Annotated in this window: 13 protein-coding genes, 1 tRNA gene and 4 pseudogenes; 8 read left to right on the top strand and 10 right to left on the bottom strand. The window is 51.5% G+C overall.

The annotated features are described in order from the left end of the window. Window positions 1-11 precede the first annotated feature (11 nt). The 4 genes and pseudogenes from ACLJRH_RS10375 to ACLJRH_RS10360 form a co-directional block, all read left to right on the top strand. Window positions 12-439 (top strand): annotated as a pseudogene (locus tag ACLJRH_RS10375) (phage regulatory CII family protein); the annotation flags it as partial. Continuing rightward, a pseudogene (locus ACLJRH_RS10370) lies at window positions 403-1,884 on the top strand (hypothetical protein); the annotation flags it as partial. The pseudogenes ACLJRH_RS10375 and ACLJRH_RS10370, both read left to right, overlap by 37 nt. 671 nt (window positions 1,885-2,555) lie before the next feature. Next, the gene (locus ACLJRH_RS10365; RefSeq protein ID WP_023136699.1) at window positions 2,556-3,488 is read left to right on the top strand and encodes a HipA domain-containing protein; all 933 of its coding nucleotides are present in this window, start codon (window positions 2,556-2,558) and stop codon (window positions 3,486-3,488) included. Next, the gene (locus ACLJRH_RS10360; protein WP_023136698.1) at window positions 3,478-4,218 is read left to right on the top strand and encodes an HIRAN domain-containing protein; all 741 of its coding nucleotides are present in this window, start codon (window positions 3,478-3,480) and stop codon (window positions 4,216-4,218) included. Before ACLJRH_RS10365 ends, ACLJRH_RS10360 begins: the two co-directional genes overlap by 11 nt. Window positions 4,219-4,571: 353 nt before the next feature. Here ACLJRH_RS10360 and ACLJRH_RS10355 read toward each other — a convergent pair. Next, window positions 4,572-4,647: transfer RNA gene (locus ACLJRH_RS10355), tRNA-Ile, on the bottom strand. A gap of 125 nt (window positions 4,648-4,772) precedes the next feature. On the opposite strand from ACLJRH_RS10355, the gene mug reads away from it, so the two are divergent. Further along, window positions 4,773-5,279: a G/U mismatch-specific DNA glycosylase gene (gene mug, locus ACLJRH_RS10350; RefSeq protein ID WP_000237780.1), complete on the top strand. Its 507-nt coding sequence runs from the start codon at window positions 4,773-4,775 to the stop codon at window positions 5,277-5,279. A gap of 56 nt (window positions 5,280-5,335) precedes the next feature. Here mug and ACLJRH_RS10345 read toward each other — a convergent pair whose 3' ends face one another. From ACLJRH_RS10345 to rpsU, 4 genes are all read right to left on the bottom strand, one after another. Continuing rightward, window positions 5,336-5,899 carry an NADAR family protein gene (locus ACLJRH_RS10345; RefSeq protein ID WP_001183951.1) on the bottom strand — a complete coding sequence of 188 codons (564 nt, stop codon included), beginning with the start codon at window positions 5,897-5,899 and terminating at the stop codon, window positions 5,336-5,338. Between the two features lie 59 nt (window positions 5,900-5,958). Then, on the bottom strand, window positions 5,959-7,941 hold the full coding sequence (gene rpoD / locus ACLJRH_RS10340) for an RNA polymerase sigma factor RpoD (RefSeq protein ID WP_001120159.1): 1,983 nt from the start codon (window positions 7,939-7,941) through the stop codon (window positions 5,959-5,961). 14 nt (window positions 7,942-7,955) lie between these two features. Further along, window positions 7,956-9,701, bottom strand: coding sequence for a DNA primase (gene dnaG / locus ACLJRH_RS10335; RefSeq protein WP_000918865.1), 1,746 nt, complete (start codon window positions 9,699-9,701; stop codon window positions 7,956-7,958). Between the two features lie 235 nt (window positions 9,702-9,936). Further along, window positions 9,937-10,152 (bottom strand): 30S ribosomal protein S21, encoded by a 216-nt coding sequence (gene rpsU / locus ACLJRH_RS10330; protein WP_001144069.1) that lies wholly within the window; start codon window positions 10,150-10,152, stop codon window positions 9,937-9,939. Between the two features lie 227 nt (window positions 10,153-10,379). Here rpsU and tsaD point away from each other — a divergent pair, with 227 nt between their 5' ends. After that, complete coding sequence (gene tsaD, locus ACLJRH_RS10325; RefSeq protein WP_023136697.1) at window positions 10,380-11,393, top strand: tRNA (adenosine(37)-N6)-threonylcarbamoyltransferase complex transferase subunit TsaD; 1,014 nt, start codon at window positions 10,380-10,382, stop codon at window positions 11,391-11,393. 122 nt (window positions 11,394-11,515) lie between these two features. Here the strand turns inward: tsaD and ACLJRH_RS10320 are convergent. Further along, a pseudogene (locus tag ACLJRH_RS10320) lies at window positions 11,516-11,578 on the bottom strand (hypothetical protein); the annotation flags it as partial. Window positions 11,579-11,615: 37 nt separating this feature from the next. Continuing rightward, on the bottom strand, window positions 11,616-12,233 hold the full coding sequence (gene plsY / locus ACLJRH_RS10315; RefSeq protein WP_001272785.1) for a glycerol-3-phosphate 1-O-acyltransferase PlsY: 618 nt from the start codon (window positions 12,231-12,233) through the stop codon (window positions 11,616-11,618). Window positions 12,234-12,339: 106 nt separating this feature from the next. Between plsY and folB the strand changes: the two genes are divergently transcribed. Then, window positions 12,340-12,699 (top strand): bifunctional dihydroneopterin aldolase/7,8-dihydroneopterin epimerase, encoded by a 360-nt coding sequence (gene folB / locus ACLJRH_RS10310; RefSeq protein ID WP_000355776.1) that lies wholly within the window; start codon window positions 12,340-12,342, stop codon window positions 12,697-12,699. A gap of 97 nt (window positions 12,700-12,796) precedes the next feature. After that, entirely contained in the window at window positions 12,797-13,618 is an 822-nt protein-coding gene (gene bacA / locus ACLJRH_RS10305; RefSeq protein ID WP_001281933.1) for an undecaprenyl-diphosphate phosphatase, read from the top strand. On the opposite strand, the pseudogene ACLJRH_RS10300 reads toward bacA, so the two are convergent. The 3 genes and pseudogenes from ACLJRH_RS10300 to ACLJRH_RS10290 form a co-directional block, all read right to left on the bottom strand. Further along, a pseudogene (locus ACLJRH_RS10300) lies at window positions 13,617-13,701 on the bottom strand (hypothetical protein); the annotation flags it as partial. The gene bacA and the pseudogene ACLJRH_RS10300 sit on opposite strands and share 2 nt — an antisense overlap. A gap of 20 nt (window positions 13,702-13,721) precedes the next feature. Further along, the gene (locus tag ACLJRH_RS10295) at window positions 13,722-14,963 is read right to left on the bottom strand and encodes a multifunctional CCA addition/repair protein (protein WP_000708454.1); all 1,242 of its coding nucleotides are present in this window, start codon (window positions 14,961-14,963) and stop codon (window positions 13,722-13,724) included. 62 nt (window positions 14,964-15,025) lie between these two features. After that, window positions 15,026-15,640, bottom strand: a complete 615-nt coding sequence (locus ACLJRH_RS10290; RefSeq protein ID WP_001125344.1) for a TIGR04211 family SH3 domain-containing protein — start codon at window positions 15,638-15,640, stop codon at window positions 15,026-15,028. Between the last annotated feature and the right edge of the window lie 79 nt (window positions 15,641-15,719).

Raw genomic sequence — 15,719 nt, 5'->3', positions numbered from 1 at the left:
TGAGGCAAACAATGTTTGATTACCAGACCTCTAAACATGCGCACTTTAATGCGGCTTGCCGAGCATTTGCAATTGAGCACAATCTGGAAGATGTGGCCGCTGCCGTTGGTATGAAACCACAGATCCTGCGTAACAAACTGAACCCAGCACAGCCGCACCGTTTAACCTGTAACGAGCTTTTAGCTATTACGATTACACCGAAGATGCGCGTTTACTGGATGGGATGCTGGGGCAAATTAACTGCCTTCCATCCGTGCCTGTGAACAATGCCACAGAAGGCAACATGCAGCTGTGTGCACTGAGCGCCACAGCCTGTGTGGGCGCAATTGCTGGGGAAGCCGTATCAACTGGTCATATGACCGCCGCCCGCCGTACACAAATTCTGGATCGCGCTCGCGATGCTATCAGCGTCTGTTCGTCCGCGAGCTGGCTGGCGTATTTGAACGGATGTGGCCATGCTCATTCCAGCATCCGACACTGCGCGATGTGGCCGGATGGCTGGAGGAAAACAGCGGGATCAGCATTGCGGTACCGGATGTGCCGTACAGTGATAAACCGAACCCCCATTTCACCCATAACGGGACGGGATACCAGCTGCTGAATAACCTGGGCAGGGCATTCAGTATCACGGATTACATCTGGTATCCATTGCCGGATGGTTCGCTGTATGTCGGCGGCGCAGAAAAGGCGCTGTTTGCCGGACGCCCGGTAGAAATCCCGGCAGAGTTCAGCCAGGGAACGGCGGGCGGTAATTCCATGACATTGCCGGTGATCCAGAGTCTTCGTCCGGGCGTGGACGTGAACGGGGAACGCGTGACCAAAGTTCATCTGACTAATGACACAATGACCATCACGTGGACACCACGGAACCGCGCCACAGGTCAGCCATTGCAGAAAACACCGGCGCAGCGTCAGATAGAAAGCCATTATCCGGAATTGGCTTCAGGTCTTCACCTGCCCAAACTGGCCAGGGTGGTGGCACCCAGCGAGGCCGTAAAAAGCGGTAATTTTGCCGACCCGTTCCGGCCACGGTACGCTGTTGACGTGCAGCTGCTTGACGCGGACGGCAACCCGGACAACCAGACGCCGGTGTATTCCGCCGTACCGCTGCCAGTGCCAATGGCCGGTAACGATTCGGGAATGTTCCAGTTTCCACCGGAAGGAACGCTGGTAGAAGTGGCGTTTACGGGCGGCAGACCGGACAAGCCCTTTATCAGGCAGACGCTGCCGGATGGCACCAGTCTGCCGGACATTAAGCCCGGCGAACAGCTGCAACAGCAGCGAGCGGAAGTCTCGCAACGCGTGACACAGGCAGGAGACTGGGTACGCCAGACGGATCAGACCATCAGTGAAACATCGATGGCGCGGACGGTGAAAGCCGATACGGAACGGCGCGAACTGGTCAGCCGTGAAACCACGGTGAAAGCTACGGATAAAATCACAGTGCTGGGTACCGCCACGCTGATGGCCGGAGCCATACAGCAGGTCAGTGCTGGCGGCTTCAGCCAGGCGGTAAAAGGAAACCGGCTGGCCAGTATTACAGGAAATGAAGAAACCGAAATCGCCGGGCAGCTGTCCACGAAAGTGGCCGGCGCCATGAATGTTGATGTGGGGGGAACCCTGACAGAAAAGATTGCCGCATTACGTAAATCTGTGGCGGCGGGCGGTCAGCAGATTATGGGGCCAACCGTGCATATCGGTAGTGAGGGCGTAAATACGCTAACTATGATGCTGGACACCATTGATTTACTGGCAGAGCTGGCGCAGCAGTGCGCGAGCCATTCACACCCCAGTGTTGGTACGCCGACCAATGCCGGAGCATTCAACCAGACAGCAGTAAAGGCCGGGCAGACCCGGAGCAAGTACCAGAACATCATCGCCTGATTCTCTCTTTTCAGCCCGCATAATGCGGGTTTTTTTACACCCTTCATCAGGCGTCACCTGACGCATTCTAAGCGCTTCTTTTATCTGACCACTACCGCGCAACACCACAAAAGGATCTGTGCTGTCACGTTACGCTGACGACGCCACACGCTGACAAAATAAATCTTTCGCAGACAAAAACGGCGCTACACCGCACCCGCCTGCGGTTTCTGGAACGATTAAATTTTTCAGTTGGATTTTTCTTCAAATCATATCGCCAGTCCGCACCAGTACTGGCAGATTTGCGGAGGCTGGAAACTGAAAAGATTGAAAGGAATTTCAGTGTGTTTCAGTTTTAAGGATCGCTGAACAATCATTCCAGCTATTCATCCCTCTGAAAACAAAGGGGTTTAATTTATTTATGTGAAAGATGGAGAACACTTTGTAGGATTGAAATAAGGTCATTGGTGTATATCTTATTATTTATTAAAGTGTTTTTTGATGGGCTCTGAAAAACTGAAATTTAACTATGTATAATTATATGAAATTGGTAATCATTATCACAACAATAGATAGTAATTAACTGGATATAATTACAGTGTCATGATACTGTTTATTACAAGTTGTGGCGTAACCCTGAGCAGCTTGAGTACAATGATTCAAACTTTTTGTATCTCATACAGGGAAGATTAATGGCTCAGTATCGGTTAGAACGCCTAGCTCCTGTAGCCAGCGATCTTGAGCAACTCGGGACGAAGGAAAAATTCTGGTTTTCATATATGGATACGGAACCAAGATTGTGGCTTTTCAAGTTCTCAAGGGCTGGGACTGGCGAACATTGGTCTGAAAAATGTGCAGCTGAGCTTTGTCATCTGCTAGGAATCCCTCATGCAGAGTATGAGTTAGCTCTGACTGATGGGCGTTACGGTGTGATTTCACCTAATATGATCCCTCCTGGATACCGTATGGTTATGGGGAATGAGGTTCTTCACACTACAACAGTGGATTATCCCCAGCCGTTACCGCCCGGCCAGAGTGCCGTGAGGGTTAAGGAACACACAGTTACTCGTGTATTAGGATGTCTTGATAATGATAATGAAAAAATCCTTCCTCCTGTAAGTGACTATGATTTAAAAGATTTAAACGCGGGAGATGTTTTTTGCGGTTACTTGTTGCTTGATGCATTGATTAGCAATCAAGATCGTCATCATGAAAATTGGGCGATTATGCTAAACAATGAAACTGGTGAGAGAATGTTGTGCCCAACGTATGATCATGCAGCTAGCCTTGGTCGTGAAATGAGGGATGTTGAAAAGGCGGAACGTCTTACAACTAAAGATCGTAATCGGCAAATCCCTACTTTCGTGGGAAAAGCTCGTTCAGAGCTTTTTAAACTTAAGACAGATAGGAAACCGCTGTTAACAGTTGAAGCGTTTAGTCATGCTATAGAAGACAGACCAAGGGCGAGAGAGTACTGGTTAGGCCGGTTAAACGCCTTAACTCATGAGGATATTGTTCGCGTATTCAATGATGTACCAGCAGATTGCATTAGCGAAGTTTCTCGAACTTTTGCAATTGAAATGGTTTTAGAAAATAGAAGAAGGTTACTTGAAGATGAATCGTAATGACTCCGTATATGTTGCATGGCAGGCTCCTGATACCCATGATTGGCATGTCGTGGGAAATTTACAGGCGCGTAATGCTGAATATGTCTTCAACTACACTAAAGGTGCTTTAACTTCTTCAAAGTTCACAAAGTTTAGTGGTATGAATGATTTTAGCGAAACTTATGTTTCTGAGGAATTATTCCCATTATTCAAAAACAGACTTCTGTCACCAAAACGGCCTGAGTATCCAAAATTCATCCATTGGCTAGGATTGGATGGGGCGGGTGCGGAACCAATTGAGATCCTGGCTCGCTCTGGCGGTATGCGTAGCACTGACCAACTGCAAATGTTTAAGCGCATCGAAATTGGTAGTGACGGATATTTTGAACATTTCTTTTTTGCGCACGGGTTAAGGTACATGTCTCATTCCGCTAATGAACGCGTATCTAGCCTGAATCCAGGGGATAGCCTACGCCTATGCCTAGATGTGCAAAATGGCTATGATAAGGCTGCTGTGCTCATTAGGGCAGATAACCCAGCAGAAATTGTAGGATACTGCCCTCGTTATTTTGCCAGTGATATCAAGAGAATGCTTCTTGATAACGATACATCGATTAGTTTAAGTGTGGAACGTATCAGTGACGATGCCCCTCATAATTATAGGCTTCTTTGTAAAGTAGTCGGGGAAGTGTCGAGAGCTTTCCTTGATCAGATGATTCTCCAGGAAGAGTTCCAACCTGTAGTGTAAATGTAAAGCCTAGAGGACATCTTCTAGGCTTTTTGCTTTCTACTGTTACGCAAACCTTGTCAACGCCCCATTTTCTACAAAAACTAAGTTTTATATCCCTTCCGTGAGTTACTTTTTACTTTACGAGTTTTGCTCAAAATTGTTCGCTACAAATTTTTTTCAAAAAAATAGCGTTACAGCTTCGAGGTAAATCTCTTTTAGCGTCTAATTTTTACATTTGAACTAGCCTGGTTCAGGTCAATTAGGTAGGCATATTTGGTTCTTGAGGGGACAAAAAGGGGGCACTAACTCTCGAGATAACAAAAAAGCCACTCGCTAGAGTGGCTTAATTATATGATTTTAAAGCTAAAATTTGGTGGCCCCTGCTGGACTTGAACCAGCGACCAAGCGATTATGAGTCGCCTGCTCTAACCACTGAGCTAAGGGGCCGTGGCGGTGGATTATAATGTAACTTTACGCTGTAATCCAGCCGTAACCGTGCGGGTGCTGTTTTTATAAACAATGTGTTTTCAACCCGTTATACTTAAAGTACGTTGTATTGCTCAGGAGTAATAATGGTTAAGGACATACTGGCGCCAGGGCTACGGGTGGTTTTTTGCGGCATCAATCCGGGACTCTCCTCGGCGAATACCGGCTTTCCGTTTGCGCATCCCGCGAATCGTTTTTGGAAAGTTATTCATTTGGCCGGTTTTACCGATCGACAGTTGAAACCGGAAGAGGCGGAAAAATTACTGGATTTTCGCTGCGGGGTAACGAAACTCGTCGATCGACCGACGGTACAAGCGACTGAGGTGAAGTTGCATGAATTACGTAGCGGCGGACGCAACCTGATTGAAAAAATAGAGGACTACCAGCCCGCAGCGCTGGCGGTGCTTGGTAAACAGGCTTTTGAACAGGGATTCAGCCAGCGCGGCACACAGTGGGGAAAACAAACGCACACCATTGGCGCGACGCAAATTTGGGTGTTGCCAAATCCGAGTGGTTTGAGTCGCGTTTCACTTGAGAAGCTGGTGGAAGCATATCACGAGCTGGACCAGGCGCTGGTGATGCGGGGCTTGTGAAGTACAGTGTAACGAAGTTATGAGTGGGCAAAGCACCGCTCCTCACAGATACGGATTTATTCTTCCGCCAAACGGTCTCTGACTACCATAAGCGCAAATCCCAGCAGATTTTTCCCCTTCCAGTGAGATGGCACACCGGCATGGGGATGATCTTTTGCAAGGCCAATTCCCCAGATTTTATCCACCGGACTGGCTTCAACCAGAATGCGAGGCTGCGTATTTAGCAAGAATGTTTTTAATGCCGAATGTTGGCTAAATTTGTGATAATTCCCCTCACTGACCAGCTCAAAGCAGCAGTCTTGCCAGCGTTGTTCATCAAAGTTTGTCACCTGTCGCCCCAGCTTTTTTGCTTCAGCCGGGGTTGCCGCTGCCAGAATTCTGGCAAGTGTTTTACTGTCGTTAAACAGCCGCGCTTTTCCTGCCATCATCCAGTGTTCTGCGGTGGCGTAAGTTATACCATCATAGGTAAAAGGTGAACCCTGCCACCACTGACTAAAGCAAGAGGCGGTAATTTCGTTATTCGCGGCAGGTTGATGACCCCAGAACCACAGATATTTCACTTTTTTCCCGGCATCGAGAGCGGAAAGAAGGGCGGGGAGAGAATAGTATCCTTGCTGCATTGCCAGATTTCCTTAATAAAAAAGCCCTCACGATGGAGGGCTTATGCACATATTTACAATTAATCGTCGAGGAAGCTGCGCAGCACTTCAGAACGGCTCGGGTGGCGCAGTTTACGCAGCGCCTTCGCTTCGATCTGACGGATACGTTCGCGGGTAACATCGAACTGTTTACCCACTTCTTCCAGCGTGTGGTCGGTGTTCATATCGATACCGAAACGCATACGCAGCACTTTCGCTTCACGAGCGGTCAGGCCAGCCAAAACGTCGTGAGTGGCGGCGCGCAGGCTCTCGGTAGTGGCAGAGTCCAGCGGCAGCTCGAGGGTGGTATCCTCGATGAAATCACCCAGATGCGAATCTTCATCGTCGCCGATCGGCGTTTCCATGGAGATAGGCTCTTTGGCGATTTTCAGCACTTTGCGGATCTTATCTTCCGGCATCAGCATCCGTTCAGCCAGCTCTTCCGGCGTCGGCTCGCGGCCCATCTCTTGCAGCATCTGGCGAGAAATACGGTTGAGCTTGTTGATGGTCTCAATCATATGCACCGGAATACGGATGGTGCGCGCCTGATCCGCGATAGAGCGGGTGATCGCCTGACGGATCCACCAGGTAGCGTAGGTGGAGAACTTGTAGCCGCGGCGGTATTCAAACTTATCTACCGCTTTCATCAGACCGATGTTGCCTTCCTGAATCAGGTCAAGGAACTGCAAGCCACGGTTGGTGTATTTCTTAGCGATAGAAATAACCAGACGTAAGTTCGCTTCAACCATCTCTTTCTTCGCACGGCGGGCTTTCGCTTCCCCGATGGACATGCGACGGTTGATGTCTTTCACCTGTTCGATGGTCAGACCGGTCTCTTCTTCAATCTGCCGCAGTTTTTGCAGGCAGCGTTGCACTTCTTCCGCGACATCGTGCAGTTTTTCCGACCACGGTTTGTTCATCGCGATAGCGGCATTGAACCAGGTTTCGCTGGTTTCGTTACCGGTAAACAGCGTGATAAAGTTCTTCTTCGGCATTTTGCACTGCTCGACGCAGAGCTTCATGATCAGACGTTCCTGAGTACGCACGCGATCCATCATCACGCGCATACTGTTGACCAGATAGTCGAATTGCTTCGGTACCAGACGGAACTGTTTGAACACTTCAGACAGCTTCAGAATCTCTTCCTGCGCGGCAGCATGGCTGCGGCCTTTCGCTTTGATGGTGTCGCGCGTAACGACGTATTGCGCGCGCAGCTCAGCGAATTTTTCGCGTGCCAGTTCAGGGTCAATGCTGTTGTCGTCATCGGCGGCGTCATCGTCGCCGTCTTCTTCATCTTCGTCTTCGTCATCATCCAGGTCTTCCTGGGAGAGTTCAGAACCGACGTGAGTTGCGGTCGGCGCCATCTCTTCTTCCGCGTTCGGATCGACAAAGCCGGTGATAAGATCGGACAAACGAGCCTCTTCAGCCTCAACGCGATCGTACTGTTCCAGCAGATAGGTAATGGCTTCCGGGTATTCGGCAACGGAGCATTGAACCTGGTTGATCCCGTCTTCGATACGTTTAGCGATGTCGATTTCGCCTTCCCGGGTCAACAGTTCAACAGTGCCCATTTCACGCATATACATGCGTACCGGGTCAGTCGTACGACCGATTTCAGACTCAACACTGGACAGAACTTGTGCAGCAGCTTCTTCCGCATCTTCATCGGTGCTGGTGGTATTTTCAGCCAGCAGCAGATCATCGGCATCAGGCGCTTCTTCCATTACCTGAATACCCATGTCGTTGATCATTTGGATGATATCTTCAATTTGATCTGAATCGACGATATCTTCCGGCAGATGGTCATTGACCTCAGCATAGGTCAGATAGCCTTGCTCCTTACCACGGGTGACAAGAAGTTTCAGCTGTGACTGCGGGTTTTGCTCCATAAGACGGTATCCACACTTATTCGTTTGATTGGTGTCGACGGTATAGCTGTCGACATTTAAAGCGAGGGCATACTTATATTTTGGCCGCTGCCTCTCACTGCGGCTGTCGGGGGCTTCCCGATCGATATGCGGCATTTAAGCCGTTAAATTCATTTTCTGGCCAGCTCCTGGTTTAACGTCCAGAGCTCTCGGCGTTCTTCGCTGCTTAAACCGTGAGTGCGATCGCGAGCGATCAGCTCTTCTTGTCGCAGTTGCAGCAGCGAATCAAACATATGGTTGAGTGAGTCGGTAAAGGTCTTTTCGGCAATCGCCTTATCTGCTATATCGTCCCACATCGATAATTTTTCAAGGGTCGCAGCATCATTTGTGCCACGGTAGAGTTCCAGAAGTTGTCCGGTAGTAAGACCTGGCTGAGCCAAACAAGTTTTGACCAATTCTTTAAATAAGCCAAGTCCCGGCAGCTTATTCTGATCCAGCGCGTCTAAGGGCGGCACTAACGGCGCGAGATCCGGATTTTGCACCAGTAATCCTATCAGTATACGCATGGTCGTGCGTTTTAGCTGCGGAGCCGGGCGGGAAACGCCGCTTTCCGCCTGTTTTGGCACTAAACGATCAAGCTGACTATCATCGAAAATGCCTAACTTCAGCCCCAACGTCTGGCGCAGCTGAATACGGTGCGCGTCGCCAGGCACCTGATTAATGAGCGGCAGCGCCAGTGCGGCTAACTGCGTGCTGCCATCCGGCGAGCTTAAATCCACCTGCGGCAGGAGGCTATTAAACAGAAACGTAGAGAGCGGCTGCGCCTGCTCCATCCGCGCTTCAAAAGCCGCCTTGCCTTCTTTACGCACCAGCGTATCCGGGTCTTCGCCGTCAGGTAAAAACATAAAGCGTACCTGCCGACCGTCGGTCATATAAGGCATTGCTGTTTCCAGCGCTCTCCAGGCGGCATCACGGCCAGCCCGGTCGCCGTCGTAACAGCAAATTACGTTGTTCGTCGCCCGGAATAACATATGCATATGGTCTGCCGTGGTTGAGGTACCCAGCGAAGCAACCGCATAGTTAATGTCGTATTGCGCTAGTGCGACGACATCCATATAACCTTCGACCACAAGCAAGCGTTGCGGTTCAGCACTATATTGCTGAGCCTCATAAAGACCATATAGCTGGCGGCCTTTATGGAAAATGTCCGTTTCCGGAGAGTTAAGGTATTTCGGCGTGTCGTTCCCCAGAACTCGACCGCCAAAACCAATCACCCTGCCGCGTTTGTCCCGAATAGGGAACATGACCCGATTACGGAAACGATCGTAAGTGCTGCCCTGCTCGTTATTGACCAGCATTCCGGCATCCAGCAACAATGCCTTGTTATCGCTGTTATTACCGAAGCGCTTTAACGCGTTATCCCAACCAGGCGGCGCGAAGCCAATGGCGAAACGCTGAATAATTTCAGCGCTCAGACCGCGCTTTTGCAGATAGTCACGCGCAGGTTTTGCCGCAGGATGGGTAAGCGACTGCTGATAAAAGTCATTCAGACCATTCATCAACTGATAGAGGTTTTGCCGTTGATGGCGCTCTATCTGGCTAAGCCCGGTGCCTGCTTCATAGGGAATTTCCAGGTTATGCATGGCCGCTAATTCTTCGACGGTTTCGACAAATTCGAGCTTGTCGTAATTCATCAAAAAGTCGATCGCATTGCCATGCGCGCCGCATCCAAAGCAGTGATAAAACTGTTTTTCACCGTTTACGGTGAAAGAAGGGGTTTTCTCATTATGGAATGGACAACACGCGTGATAGTTCTTGCCCTGTTTCTTGAGTTTTACGCGCACGTCGATCAGATCGACGATATCGGTTCTCGCCAGCAGGTCATTAATGAATACGCGTGGGATTCGTCCAGCCATATGCCCCTTTTATACACGTCATTCTTCAGGCTGCCGTAGTGTTGGCTACGTTCGCTCACCCCTGTCGCTGACTTGCGTAAGCGCCGGGGACTTGCTCTCTTGCCGCCTGGACGCAGCATGAATGATTTTGTGTATATGCTAATGCATAAACGAAAACAAGCCGCGCATTCCTTTCGGAAGCACGGCCTTACAACTACAACTCGATCTGAATTGAGAGCAGCCCGCTCTCAAAAGATTAGTACAGACGAGTACGGCGTGCGTTTTCGCGAGCCAGTTTCTTCGCGTGACGTTTCACTGCAGAAGCTTTAGCGCGCTTACGTTCGGTCGTCGGTTTTTCATAGAACTCACGACGACGAACTTCCGCCAGAACACCTGCTTTTTCGCAGGAACGCTTGAAGCGACGCAGAGCTACGTCGAACGGCTCGTTTTCACGTACTTTAATTACCGGCATGTGCCTCTCACCTTTGATTAATTCGGTTTGCCGCTGGCATCAACGCCAGCTTATTTCAAAATGGTGCGGAATTTTACTGCAATTGCTGCTGCTTTGTAAAGCACCGCGGCCTTTTTTGAAAGGGACTTTTATAAGGTGAGGGAGTATACACGAAGTCGGGACTGAGGGTATACATCCACCCGCATTCGACCTACACTGCGCGGTATTAGAGCGAGGTAAAACAAGTCATGCGTGTACTGGGTATTGAAACATCCTGCGATGAAACCGGCATCGCTATTTACGACGACAAAAAAGGTCTGTTAGCCAACCAATTGTATAGTCAGGTGAAATTACATGCTGACTACGGCGGCGTAGTGCCTGAACTGGCTTCCCGCGATCATGTGCGTAAAACCGTGCCGCTGATTCAGGCGGCATTAAAAGAAGCCGGTCTGACGGCGAGCGATATCGACGCGGTGGCCTATACCGCAGGCCCGGGCCTGGTCGGCGCGCTGCTGGTCGGCGCAACCGTCGGGCGTTCGCTGGCATTTGCCTGGAATGTGCCGGCCATTCCTGTACACCATATGGAAGGTCATCTGCTGGCGCCGATGCTGGAAGATAACCCTCCGGATTTCCCGTTTGTGGCGCTGCTGGTCTCCGGCGGACATACGCAGCTCATTAGCGTGACCGGAATCGGTCAGTACGAACTGCTGGGAGAGTCGATTGACGATGCCGCCGGTGAAGCGTTTGATAAAACCGCCAAATTGTTGGGGCTGGATTATCCTGGCGGCCCGATGCTGTCGAAAATGGCGTCGCAGGGGACGGCGGGACGTTTTGTCTTTCCGCGCCCGATGACCGATCGCCCGGGGCTGGATTTTAGTTTTTCCGGTCTGAAAACCTTTGCCGCTAACACCATTCGTAGTAATGGCGACGACGAACAAACTCGCGCTGATATCGCGCGCGCTTTTGAAGATGCGGTCGTGGATACGCTGATGATCAAGTGCAAGCGCGCGCTGGAAAGCACCGGTTTTAAGCGTCTGGTTATGGCGGGCGGCGTCAGCGCTAACCGCACGCTGCGCGCGAAGCTTGCCGACATGATGCAAAAACGCCGCGGCGAAGTGTTCTATGCGCGTCCGGAGTTTTGTACTGACAACGGGGCGATGATCGCCTATGCCGGAATGGTGCGGTTTAAGGCGGGCGTTACGGCGGATCTTGGCGTAACGGTACGTCCGCGCTGGCCGCTGGCCGAGCTGCCGGCGGCGTAAAAGCGGAAAAAGGGGGCGACATCATGCCGCCCCAACGGGTTTACAGTAAAACGACGGGCATCCACAACAGCCCGGTGACGATCAGCAGCACCAGGAAGATCAGGCCGAAAATCGCGCCTAACCACGCCAATGGTGGAAGGGTGACGCGCGGCGGATTCGATATGTACGCCTATCACCGAGCTATTTATCCGGCGATGCGCAGGCACGGCATAGCGTAAAAAACTACTCCGAATCTTTCTGGCGTTTCTTTTTCAGCTTCGTCCAGATTTTCGTCTCCTGGCGACGCCACAGACGCTGGATGTTGTCATGATGGCGCAGCAAAATGAGACATGACAGCATCGACACCGGGAAGGTGAACTGCGGTTTAAACCACCAGACGTAAAACGGCGCAATCAAGGCGCTGACAATCGCCCCTAACGATGAATAACCGCTTAACAGGACCGTCAGCAGCCAGGTGCCAGCCATAACGCCGGTTAAATCCCAGCCGATGGGCGCAATGGCGCCAAACGCGGTTGCTACGCCTTTCCCGCCTTTAAAGCCAAAAAAGACCGGCCAGATATGCCCCAGACAGGCGGCGATAGCGATAAGCCCGAGCCAGAAAGGGGTAACGCCTAACGCATACGCGCCCCAGACGGGCAACATGCCTTTAAGGATGTCAAAAATAAGTACCGCGACAGCCGCTCCCTTGCCACCGATTCGTAATACGTTCGTCGCGCCCGGGTTGCCGGAGCCGCTTTCACGCGGATCGGGCAGCCCGGCGATGCGGCAAACCAGAATGGCACTGGAAATTGAGCCGCAGAGGTACGCGAAGAGGATCATTCCAGGCGCGATTGCACTCATAAGCTGTTCCGTATTGAAAGTGTCGTTTTATTTACTATTTCTGTGGATAATACGCACATTTCGCCGGAAGTGGTATCCGGGTTAGCCAAAAAGCAGGCAGGTCGTGATGGATATTGTATTTATAGAGCAACTTTCGGTAATCACCACTATCGGTGTTTACGACTGGGAACAGACTATCGAGCAAAAACTGGTGTTCGATATCGAAATGGCGTGGGATAACCGTAAGTCGGCGAAAAGCGATGATGTCGCAGATTGTCTAAGTTACGCGGATATCGCCGACACGGTGATAAATCATGTCGAAGGCGGGCGTTTTGCTCTGGTCGAGCGCGTGGCGGAAGAGGTGGCGGATCTGCTGCTTAGCCGATTTAATTCTCCGTGGGTTCGCATCAAACTGAGCAAGCCTGGCGCCGTCGCGCGCGCGGCGAACGTAGGGGTAATTATTGAGCGTGGCAATAATCTGAAATAAAAATAAATAATTTTATATTTTTTAAACCAAACGGTTATATATGGGGTCTTAACGCGAGATCCATTTTTGCAGTGTTTTTCATTTTAGGGGTTTATTGATGAGCGATATGCACTCGCTGCTGATAGCGGCAATTTTGGGTGTGGTCGAAGGATTGACGGAGTTTTTGCCGGTATCCAGCACGGGCCATATGATTATTGTGGGTCATCTGCTGGGGTTTGAAGGCGATACGGCCAAGACATTCGAAGTGGTGATTCAACTTGGATCTATTCTGGCGGTCGTGGTGATGTTCTGGCGGCGGTTGTTTGGTCTCATCGGTATTCACTTTGGCCGCCCGCTACAGCGTGAAGGTGAAAGTAAAGGTCGATTAACGTTGATTCACATCCTGCTGGGCATGATTCCGGCGGTGGTGCTGGGGTTAGTCTTTCATGACACGATCAAGTCGCTATTTAACCCGATTAACGTGATGTACGCGCTGGTGGTAGGCGGTCTGTTGCTGATTGCCGCCGAGTGCCTGAAGCCGAAAGAACCGCGCGCGCCGGGGCTGGATGATATGACGTATCGTCAGGCGTTTATGATTGGCTGTTTCCAGTGTCTGGCGCTGTGGCCGGGCTTCTCGCGTTCCGGAGCGACCATTTCCGGTGGGATGCTGATGGGCGTCAGCCGTTACGCCGCCTCTGAGTTCTCGTTCTTACTGGCTGTGCCGATGATGATGGGCGCAACGGTTCTGGATCTCTACAAAAGTTGGTCATTCCTGACCGCAGCGGATATTCCGATGTTCGCAGTGGGCTTTGTGACGGCGTTTGTGGTGGCGCTGATCGCCATCAAGACCTTCCTGCAACTGATTAAGCGTATCTCGTTTATTCCGTTTGCGATTTACCGCTTTGTGGTGGCGGCTGCCGTTTACGTTGTCTTCTTCTGATGATTGACCTGCCGGATGGCGGCGTACCGCCTTGTCAGGCCTAACTGTTTTGTCGGTCTGATAAGCGCAGCGCCATCAGGCAATTTATCGTGCCGGATGGCGTTTAGCTGGCGGGGTTCGGGCAGCGCTTCTCTTTCCAGTTGGCGACCGCTGCAATTCGTCGCTTTGTCAGCTCCTCGCGAATCTCAATGCCCTTAAATCCGGCCTCCACCACCTCTTTCGTCGGTACCGCCTGCGCCACCTGCCAGGCTTCGCGCAGCCAGCGCCCCTGCGGGTAATCCGACGCTTCAAATCCGGTACGTCCACGGACATCGGCCTCGCTGGTCAGCGCAATCTGCTCGACGCGCTGCGGTTTACGCCATGCATCAATGGCGTCAAACAGCTTAACGATCGTTTTCGGCTGGAGTATCGGAAAGGTGTGGATCAGATCGTGGTATTCGGCGACCAGTTTAGCTAAATCACGCAGGTCATTGGGGACGCGCAAACGCTGGCATAACTGTTCGACCAGTTTCACGCCCGCCGGGCCGTGGCCATGATGGCGCGGCCAGAGGTTTTTCGGCGTTAAGCCTTTGCCCAGATCATGACAAAGCGTGGCGAAACGGACATCAAGCTGCGGACTGAGCATAGCGGCCATCGACAGCGTCATCAGCGTATGAACTCCGGTATCAATTTCCGGATGCCACTTTGCCGGCGCGGGTACGCCAAACAGGGCGTCGATTTCCGGAAACAGGACGCGCAGGGCGCCGCAGTCGCGCAATACCTGGAAGTAAACCTGCGGATTGCGGGTGGTAAGCGCATTTTCCGTCTCTTTCCATACCCGTTCCGGCGTCAGATGTTCCAGCTCGCCTGCCGCGGTCATGTCGCGCATTAGCGACAGTGTTTCATCGGCGATACGGAAACTCAGATGAGCATAACGGGCGGCAAAACGCGCCACGCGCAATACGCGCAAGGGATCTTCGCCAAACGCGGGAGAGACATGGCGCAGTAGACGCGCCTCCAGATCCCGGCGCCCGTGGTAAGGGTCGATAATCTGACCGTCATCGTCGCGCGCCAGAGCATTAATGGTCAGATCGCGACGCTGGAGATCGGCTTCCAGGGTAACGTCCGGCGCGGCATAGCAGGTGAAGCCCGTGTAGCCGGAGCCGGATTTACGCTCAGTACGCGCCAGCGCGTATTCTTCGTGAGTTTGCGGATGGAGAAACACAGGAAAATCACGGCCTACCTGCTGGTAGCCCGCATCAAGCATCTCCTGCGGCGTGGCGCCGACAACGACCCAATCTTTATCTTTAACCGGTAGCCCTAACAACGCATCCCGAACCGCACCACCGACCAGATAAATCTTCACGCCACTTTCCTTTTAAAAACGATCATCCTCTAATGATAAGACAGTGCCGCAGAGAAGGCGATTTAGTTCATCCAGCGGTCTTTGCGTTTACGGCTTGGGATCATATGCGGCAGCACCAGCCCTAACAGCAAGCCAATACCCAATACGCCGCCGCCATACATAAACCACTGCATAATAATGGTGCGCTGTTTGTCATCCAGTTGCAGATTCGCGGCGCTAACTTTTTTCTGCGCGACAATCAGCTCGTTTTTCAGCTTCTGGTTCTCTTCTTTTAGCCCGTTGATGACGCTGTCGCTTTGCGCCACTTTCTGCTGCATATCGGCGGTGCGCTGATTCCACGTGGTATCAATATTGTTGAGTTTATCGGTCAACGTTTTGACCTGATTTTCCAGATCCGGCACGCGGGTACGCAGGCTTGGTGTGGTATTCAGTTCTTTTAACGGTATCCAGGCAGTACGACCAGAACTGTCTTTAATTTGACCATAGTTGGCATCGCTCTGTAAGAGCGTGACTTCCTCGCCGGCGTTGACGGTACCCACAAGGCGATAATTATCTCCCGGACCGCTGCGGACCCAGGTATTCAGTTCATCAGAAACGTAACGCGTCTCTTCAGCATGAGAGACGGCGGTGGCGCTAAGCGCAAGTAAAGTTAGTCCAATCAGGCGTAATTTTGGCATCAGGCTGTCGTTATTGTCAGAGAAAGTGGAACGATAGTAACGGCATCAGTGTCGCTACGCAAAGTAGTCGACATCAATC

Origin of the sequence: Salmonella sp. SAL04162 (assembly GCF_046551535.1) — a bacterium.
Lineage (GTDB): Bacteria > Pseudomonadota > Gammaproteobacteria > Enterobacterales > Enterobacteriaceae > Salmonella > Salmonella enterica.
Note: the sequence above shows the minus strand (reverse complement) of the source record. Positions and strands in the feature narration are given on the sequence as shown.